The 9,039-nt window shown below is 44.3% G+C and carries 5 protein-coding genes; 2 read left to right on the forward strand and 3 right to left on the reverse strand.

What is annotated here, in order from left to right; translation table 11 throughout:
• Positions 1 to 644 (forward strand): hypothetical protein (locus HY877_05845; GenBank protein MBI5299797.1); only part of this gene is annotated, 644 nt, incomplete at its 5' end.
• Between the two features lie 142 nt (positions 645 to 786).
• Positions 787 to 1,683 (forward strand): CDP-alcohol phosphatidyltransferase family protein, encoded by an 897-nt coding sequence (locus tag HY877_05850; protein MBI5299798.1) that lies wholly within the window; start codon positions 787 to 789, stop codon positions 1,681 to 1,683.
• 370 nt (positions 1,684 to 2,053) lie between these two features.
• Here HY877_05850 and bamA read toward each other — a convergent pair whose 3' ends face one another.
• The 3 genes from bamA to HY877_05865 all read right to left on the reverse strand — a co-directional run.
• Positions 2,054 to 4,777, reverse strand: coding sequence for an outer membrane protein assembly factor BamA (gene bamA, locus HY877_05855; GenBank protein MBI5299799.1), 2,724 nt, complete (start codon positions 4,775 to 4,777; stop codon positions 2,054 to 2,056).
• A gap of 101 nt (positions 4,778 to 4,878) precedes the next feature.
• A complete protein-coding gene (locus HY877_05860; protein ID MBI5299800.1) occupies positions 4,879 to 8,070 on the reverse strand; it encodes a translocation/assembly module TamB domain-containing protein in 3,192 nt (1,063 codons plus the stop codon).
• Positions 8,067 to 9,039: UDP-N-acetylmuramate:L-alanyl-gamma-D-glutamyl-meso-diaminopimelate ligase (locus HY877_05865; protein MBI5299801.1), on the reverse strand; the 973-nt coding region annotated here is incomplete at its 5' end. The genes HY877_05860 and HY877_05865, both read right to left, overlap by 4 nt.

Genomic DNA, 9,039 nt, shown 5'->3' on the forward strand with positions numbered 1-9,039 from the left:
ATTTGGTCGATCTCAATATTTACGTCGCCAATCAAATCTTGAGTTACAACAACGGCGGAAATGTCTTCCAAAGCAACACAGACATTCCCAATGTCGGTTTGCGCCTCGGTTTCAACTGGGGTGAAGAGGGCAAGAGAAGTACCGTTGGTCTTTCCGGTCTCTGGGGACAAGATCATCCCAATGTCAAAAAACATCAGAGTTTCTTGGGTGATGTTGATTGGCAATGGTGGGCAACAGACAACTTCGCCTTTGGTGGTGAAGCGATCTATCGCCAGATTGACTGGGATCCTGCCACATCAGCCGGTTTTGGTAGAAATGGCAAATACTATGCCGGCCTCGTCAACCTTCGCTATGATTTCAGCGATGTGTGGGATGGGACGATCAAGTATGCCTATAGCAGAGATGTGAATGGAGCCAATTCTGCTGGTGCTTTGGTAACCCCAGCTTATGGTACTGGTGGAGTGCAGTCCTTGCTCGGTATGAAAGAGCAAATGCATGAGATCACCTTGGCAGGTAACTACACCATCACAGATGGTGCCAAGTTGAAACTCGAAGGGGATTACAGCTTGGTCAGATTGCCAGGCACTACTAGGAAGAACCAGCAGGTCTTCGGTCTTGCTGGTGCCTTCGCCTATGAGTTCTAAGTAGGCGGGTGCCATATGTATACACATGGCACCATCAAGGTTAAAATTGCCCCGGTGGAAACACCGGGGCTTTTTTTATGTTCAAAAAAACTTCAACAATGTTCCGGTTGTAATAATTTGTATTTAGTTTTATGAGAGGTCTATGGAAATAATCATCAATTTTTTTCGTTCTATGGATCCAGTCTGGGTGAGTCTGGGGCCCATTCTTCTTATTAATATCGTTCTGCTTTCGTCTCTGATATTTTTTCTGGCAACCAAGGAGCGTTGGCCCGTTCCCCTTGAAGTGCAAACACGTCACAACTCAAAATTTTTAAGCGGCACCCTCAAACACTGGTGGTATTGGAATAATCAGCCCATCGCCAAATTTTTTATTCGACTGGGATTAACTCCCAACATGCTCACCCTCATGGGATTTTTAATGAGTGTCATCGCCACTTTTTTTTATGCCAAAGGGCTGTTTGGATTTGCAGGGTGGATCATGATTTTTGGCGCCACCTTTGATCTCTTTGATGGTCAAGTGGCCCGCCTCACAGGAAAAGTTTCCAAGTCGGGCGCATTTTTTGATTCTGTTATGGATCGCTTCGGCGAAGGAATTATTTATCTGGGATTGGTTCTTTATTTTCGGGATTCGTGGGTTTTGTATTTTCTGATTTTGGGACTCATCGGATCCATGTCGGTTTCTTACACACGCGCGCGCGGAGAAGCGGTTGGTGTTGATGTGCGGAAGGGATCGATGCAGAGACCGGAGCGGATTGTTTATCTGGGTTGTGCTTCTGTTTTTCAACCGATGCTTTCCTATTTTTTGAATCCTGTTTGGCCAAATCACCCGCCGGTTTTGGTCCTCATTGCCATTGTGATGGTTGGTGTGATGACGAATGTCACATCCGTATACCGGATGATTTATGTAATGAATGAATTGGACAACAAAGAGAAAAGAAAAAGTGACGAAACAATTCCGCAAATCCTCGCAAAACTGACCACAGATGAAGGACGTGAAACGCTTCGTTCAAAATGGCGTCAAAAATTAAAAGCCAGCTAGATTTAAATGCAAAAATCAAACGCTTTTTCCAGCGAGGGTTTTTCTACTGAATTGGAAACCGAATGAAGAAATAAAAACATTTTTAATTTGTAATTTTTGATTACTTCATTCGTAGTTCTTGTGTGTAATTGGGTAGGCAAAGTACCTAAAAAAAGCGTCTCGGAAGCGATTTTTACCTTATCGGGATCAAAAGCAAAAAATCGCTGAGAGTCGAGCGAATTTGTATCAAGTTCCAGCTTTGCGGAACGCGAAGTATCCGCCAGTTTTTTGGCGGATGCGGAGTCTAATGCGTCGACCCAAAAATATCGCGTCTTTTTTTAGGTACTTTGCCTACCCAATTACATAGAGCCTGTCCGAAATTCGTAAAAATTTAGAAAGGGTATCCGAATGTGATGTGGAGGCGGCCGAAATCTTCTCCGGGTTTGCGGTCTAGGATGATACCGTAGTCAACGCGGATGGGGCCGGCGGGTGTGATGTAGCGTAGTCCAGCTCCAGCCGAACGTCTTAGTGTGTTGTCGTCAATTTGGCTAAATTGATTTGTCAAACTTCCCATGTCGAAGAAGCCCGCAAATTGCAAAGTGGATGCAATTCTGAAACGCAGTTCTGCATTATAGATAAGGCGTACGCGGCCTCCCAAGGGGCGCCCCTGATTGTCCAAGGGACCAATTCGATCTTCTTTGAAACCGCGAACGGTATCGTCGCCGCCCAATGTCAGAATGGATCGTTGCGGGACAATGGCGCTGGCGCCAATATTTTGAATGTGATCGAGACGGATCGTGTTGGACAATGTCAGGCGATACACAAGAGGGATCAGATGATTAAAAGAAGTTTTTAATTTTGCGAAATTGGATTCCAATCCTCCCAACTCGTTGAAAATAATTCCGCCCGCCGTGGCGATAAAGCCGCGTGTGGGATCGGCAAAACTATTTCTTGTGTCATAACTTCCAGAAAAACCAATCTGTGAGAAGGTGCTGTTTCTCAAAGAGAGCGGGTTTGCGGCTGGTCCTGAAAAAGGATAATTTCGGTCCAGTTCGTAGCGCGTCAGAAATCCGAACCGATGGAATTGTCTGAAAAAAGAGATGGCGCCTCCGGTTTGCAAAGTGGTTTCAACCGGTTTTTTTTCGTAATCCATCCATCCCGCAAAAGTCATTTGAATGTCGTGTGCCGCGAAGCGTGGGTCCAACCATGAGAGTTCGGCCCGGTCTTTTTGTTTTCCACCCGTGAGAAGAAGGCTGGTTCGCTTTGCACGTCCAAATGAATTGAAATTGGTGAATTTAAAAGAGCCCGAATATTGAAGATCGGTACTGTATTGGGCATCCATGTCGATAACAAATGGATCTCTCTCTTCGAGTTTTATTCTTAAATGAATTGTTGTCTCTTTTTCCTCTAATCCAAGGGGGACAATGCTGACAGAATTGAAAGTGCCAAGCCGTCTGAGATTCAATTGTGCTTCTACAATTTTTTGTTTGCTGTAAATATCCCCCGTTTTGATGCCCATGGCTTGCCGAATGGCTTTGAAACTGGTCAAAATATTTCCGATCGGCAATATTTCCCCGATATGTACGAGAGTGCCTTCCTGAATGGTGTAGATGATATTGATTTTGTCCTCAACTCTCTCTGTTTTTTGTTCAACCGTTGCGTAAGGGTAGCCATTGTTGGCATAAAAAAGATGGACATCTTCCTTGTCGGAGAGGAGTTGAAAATTGTCGAAGGATTTTTCCGGTTTATTTTTTAAAACCTGAATCAATTTTTCCTTCGGAAAAGCAGTGTTTCCCAAAAATGTTACTGAACCGATGGTGACCAAATGTCCCTCATCAACCGGAAAATCAATCGTGTAAAGGGTGCGGGCAGGATTGGAAATCACATCCGGCGATTTAATCTGCACATCGGGATAACCTTTTGTTTGATAATAAAAAGTCGCGATTTTTCTGTCTTCTTCCAGTTGCAGAGGAATCAAAACCCCTTCCTGTGTCAGAGATTTTTCCTTCGTCAGAATTTGTTTTCTTAATTTGGTGGTCTTAATCGCTTTGTTGCCCGTGAATCGGATGGAGTGGATGTTGCTTTTTATCCCGTGATCAATATTGAAAAAAATGCGGACATGATTTGGGTTTACCTTTTCCAATTTATAGGTGACTTTGGCATCCAGATAGCCGTCATTATTTAGTTTCTGGGTTAGTGCATCAACGCTTGCTTGCAACTCGAAAGAATCAAAATGTCCTTCTTGATAGAGTGTAATGGTTTTTTTTAAAGTTTTGAGTCGGTATGGATTTTTTCCCCTGAAAAAAATATCCACTTTGGGTCCTTCTTTGATCATCAGTTTGACTGCGACACGCCTTGTGTTCCAATCGATTTGTTTATCTATCACCTTTACCGTGGCTTTCAGATAACCGTTATTTCTGAGAAACCCGATCATTTCCTTGATTGAATCTTTAAGTCGTTTTTCGGAATAGATGGACATGGGTCTGATGAAACGCAACAATCGCCCCTTCCTGAAATTCTTTGCGCCCACAAATTCCACCTGTTTGTAGCGGAGTCTCTCGCCTTTGATGATATGGTATGAAACCCCGACACTATTGCTTTCAGCCGCCGGTTCCGTTGCGAGATCAACCCGTGTGTTGTAAAATCCCCTTCGAACATAAAAATCCTTGATCCGATCTTTTTGTGCCTCCATTTGTTCCGGGACCACAATGTTACCGACCTCCAGATTGATGCGTTTTCGGATCTGACTTTTGATATAGGGATAATTTCCGGAGATGTCGATTTGGGAGAGAACCTCCGGTTGGTGCAAATGAATTTGAATATGAACGCCGTCCACCTCTTTTGTGGTGCTGGCCTTCACGTGATCAAAGATGCCCCATATTTTTAAATAGTTGATGCCTTTTTCAAGTTTGCCCTGATCGAAAGTGTCTCCAACCTTAAATGGAAGAACGGGGAGTATCGTTTGTTTAGAGACGATAATGGCCCCGTCGATCTCGATATTAGAGATAGTTGTGGACGGGGAAATCCGACCATGGACAAAGGACCATGGACAAAGGACCAAAAGCAAAATCAACACCAACTTTTTCAGGTGTTTAGTCCATAGTCCATGGTCCATAGTCCGTGGTCCTCTATTCATTGTCCATAGTCCATTGTCCATAGTCCGTGGTCCTCTATTCATTGTCCATAGTCCACGGTCCATGGTCCTTTGTCTTTTTCTCATCGGCTTATAAATCGAACTCCCAGATTCAGTTGATAGCTTTCATTGCTGGAACGCGATCCTTTGAAAAGAAAAGAATCAGTCAGCCAGTATTCAAGCCGGAATCTTTGCAGGGCATCGTTGTACTGGTTAATTTCCGATGCGAATTCAACACTGAGGCGGTCATTCAATTTTTTGCCGAGATAGAATTGTCTTGTTTGTCCGTTTTGCGTGTTTTCTGTTTCCAGACGGAAGACATCAAGCCCCGTGAAACTGGCAATCGGCCTTTGCAAAATATGGGTAATCTGTTCCGCAACCAGCGCTGTTCCAATTCCCGATTGTTCCTCGGCCAGTTCCACACGTTCATTGGTTGTCATTCCAAAAAGCAGGAGAGACACAACATCTTTTTTCTCCAACGAGCCCTGACTGGAATTTCCTGAGAGGTCCATGCGCAAACTGCTGGGAGGGCCGTGCAAGACCGCCACAATATGGGCGTCATCAATATCCCTTTCTGCCTGAATTTCCAGATAGGGATCGTCCAGTTTGTTCCGAAATTCGGCAAAACCGTTGGTGATATCAAAGTCGAGACCTAGATATCGAATGGTACCTTCTTGCGCTGTAACCGTGCCGTCAACACTGGGGTTTAATTTTGTTCCACGGATGTTGACATCGACATTGAGTGCTATTTTTCCAATATTGTTGTCGATGAACAGGTCGCCGAAATTGCGTACCTGCAAATTAAAATGTATTGGTGAAGTTTTCAACGCCGCTTCCTGAATCTGTTTGGATGTCTTGGGAGCTTCTTTCAATTCTTCAATAATGTTGAAATCTTTTGTGTAGCGGCCATCGAGTACTACCAGAGATCCTGTCAGTTCCGGATTTTGGGCGGGTCCTTTGAATGTGAGATCGGCGTCGTAATCCATGCGGAAACCGGAAGCGGTATCATGGAGATAAAGCTGTTTTCCGCTGAAGGCGAGATCATAAGCGGCGGGTTTGCTGTGACTATGCGTGATATTTCCCTTCAGTTGAAATTCCCCGGAACCCAAAATCCCCGTTAAAAGATCAGTCCGAATCCGATTTCCTTGAAAATAAATGGTTCCCTTCAATTCTTCAGGAATGATGCCGAATGGCTTGAGGGTCATAGATACGTTGTTTAGTTCCACCTTGCCGTTTGCCTGAAGGTCGGATGGATTGCCGTGTACCTCCAGATTAAAAAGAGCCGGACCGGTGGCGTCGCGGATAATTTTGCTGAAAAATGGGAGGCGGGAGAGTTCAATGTTGCCGCTTCCTTTCAAATTCATAACGTCTTGTTGTACAAATCCGATGACTTTTGCCTTGAGATCAGGGTCGTGGAGATCGTCAATGAAAAATTTTCTGATTTCCCAGCGTTTTGTTTTTCCCTGATAAAAAATATCGATACTGACGCCGGAAAAAGGTTGCCCTGATAATTTGAAATCTCCGTCCGTCAGAAAATCAAAAGTGATGGGTTTTGCAAGATGGCTGTTGCTGTTCGGCAATTGAAAATCGGCTTTATCAATGACAAAATTTTTGTTGGTGAGAATAAAATGGGTTTGCACTTCCTCGAAAGCGCCGTCCAGAAAAGTGCCCTGACTTGCATTTAATTTTCCTTCTCCTCTCATAGCTTGTGCGGGACCGGAGAGGTTGAATGTGCCGGAGAGAGTTCCCGTCAGTAAATAACCCGGCAACATTTTTTCCAGAGATTGATCATGAATGGTGGTGACTAGGTTGACTTTTTTGGACCGAATGCCTTCCGGTGTTTTGGGACCGTAATCGATGGTGAATTGGGCCTCGCCCGTTGGTTTATTGTCGGTGAAAATCTGGCCGTTGAGTTTGAGTTGTGGCTGGGTGATGTCGAGATCAATATGCGCTTTTTCTGCCCGTATAATGCCGAATCCTCCCTCGGCAGACTCTCCAGAAAGTTTGAGATGGATTGTTTTTGCAAGGCCGTCCAAAGAGACTTCGACATTTCCCTTGCCATGGATCGGGTGAAGATTTTTGTCATTAAACGTCGCGAAAAAACGTTCTAAAACCATATTTTCTGATTTCATTTTCAGATGAAGAGAAAAAGGAGAGAGATCAATGCCACCACTGACGGCAATGTTTGACTCTTCGTTAAAAACTTTTGTTTCATTGAGACGCAACGCTCCACCACTCCAGTCAAATTTGGAATCAAGTTGGGCATGTGTTTCTGTGTTGTCGAAAGCATGTTTGGCGACAATGCTTCCTTTTCCGCGTGATTTTTTCAGATCAAATCCTTCTCCCTCCAGATGAAGAGTCATTTGCAACTCTCCCGCGGTATTGAATGTTCTTGTTTCAGAATCCAACTCGGGAAGATGAATTGGCTTGGGTGTGTCCAGATTGAGAAGAAATTTCTGTGATTCCAAATGGGCTTCCAGATTTCCTAAAATCTGGTTTTCATCAATTTGAAAGGAAAGTTTTTTGGAAACAATTTTGTTCTTGTCAAAACGAGCGCTGACTTCGATGTTTTGCAAATTCAGACGACCTATCTGAGTTTCTTTCAGCTCAAGATTGCCTTCGACATCGTCAATATAGGGAAATGTTTTGGACCAATGGGTGAAATTGGTTGAGACATTGGTTTTGATTTCCTGCGATGTGGCTTGAACTTCCTGTTCCTCTTGAAACAAAACTTTCTGCAAATCGACAGAAAATTTTGTTCCGCCCAGAAAAGCCGGTGCCAGTTGAATTGAAAAATTATCGATGGTTATTTTCTTGTTTTCCGGAAGATTCAAAACAGTATTTTTGATTTGTCCCTGATCAAGGACCAAATTTTGAAGAACAAGAAGCGTTCGTATCTTGAACGATTTTTTTTCCTTTTTTGGGTCCGGATTCTGGGCAAAGTTGATGACAGTGTTTTCAATTTGCAAAGAGCTGACCCCCAATTGCGATCTTAACAATCGTAATGGGTTGATCTTCAGTGAGACCGATTTGACGATAATTTCATCTCCCAGAGGATGTGAAACGCGGAGATTTGAAAGATCAATTTTGAAGCGCCATGGGGTTGTTTTTAGCGAACCGATTTCTATGCGCCAAGGAGCAAAGGGGCGGTACGTTTCCAGAATCCAGCGTTGTACTTGTGGGCGATTAAGAAGATAAAAGGGTGTCTGGATAACCACCACGGTTAACAGGAGAACCGTTAAAAGGTGCCACTTTAGTTTTTTCCCCCTCTTCATGTTTTGATTTTGATGGAACGAGCCTGCTTTTTATCCGGCAAAATTTTTCTTCGACTCAATTTGTCGAGAAGTTTTTGATGAATATTGTCGAAATCGCCATTGGAAAAGAAAGCCACGACGTCTTCCGGGCTAATACCTCGCGTAATAAACTCCACAATAAAATCCGTTCCCTGAACGGCGTAGGCATCAACCCCTCTTTTCATGAGGTCATCGGCCAGTTTTGCCGTATCCAGTCGTTCGTTCTCCGGAATTTTTTCGGGATGATAAAGCCCCGCAATGATGACGCGGTCGGCACCGTGAAAGGCGCTCAAATATTCTTCGTAAAGTGTTTTGCGCCGTGAAGTGTTGGAACGGGGTTCGAAGACGACAATCAGACGCTGGCCCGGAAATTTTTCTTTGATCGCCTCGATGGTTCGTTTGACAGCGGTGGGGTGATGCGCAAAATCATCAATGACAGTAACTCCCTTCACAGTTCCCTTGATTTCCTGACGGCGTTTCACTCCCTGAAATGTTTTTAGTCCACTGCCTATCTGTTCCCATGAAAGACCCAGTTGATGGCAGAGTCCCGTTACCGCGACGGCATTCTCCAGATTCGCCGGTCCTGTCATGGAAAGAAAGAGGGGGATTCTTTCGTCTTTGTGACAGAGAGTAAAATGAGTTCCCTGTGGCGAAGGCAAAATATTTTGTGCCACATAGTCGCCAAAACGAAGACCGTAGCGAAAAAGCGGATAGTTATGAATGTGAGTCAGCTCTGTGATTTTTGGAGAATCGGCCCAAACAAGCAGAGGCGATTTTGAAGAAAGCGTGGCTATAAATTTTTCAAATCCCTTCATGATGCTATCAAAGGTGGGATAAATATCCGCGTGGTCCCATTCAATGGAGGTAAGAATGGCGCCAAAAGGGCGGTAGTGAGCAAATTTGGGACCCTTGTCAAAAAAAGCCGTGTCATATTCATCGCCCTCTACAACA

The organism is Deltaproteobacteria bacterium (assembly GCA_016213065.1).
Classification (GTDB): domain Bacteria; phylum UBA10199; class UBA10199; order SPLOWO2-01-44-7; family SPLOWO2-01-44-7; genus JACRBV01.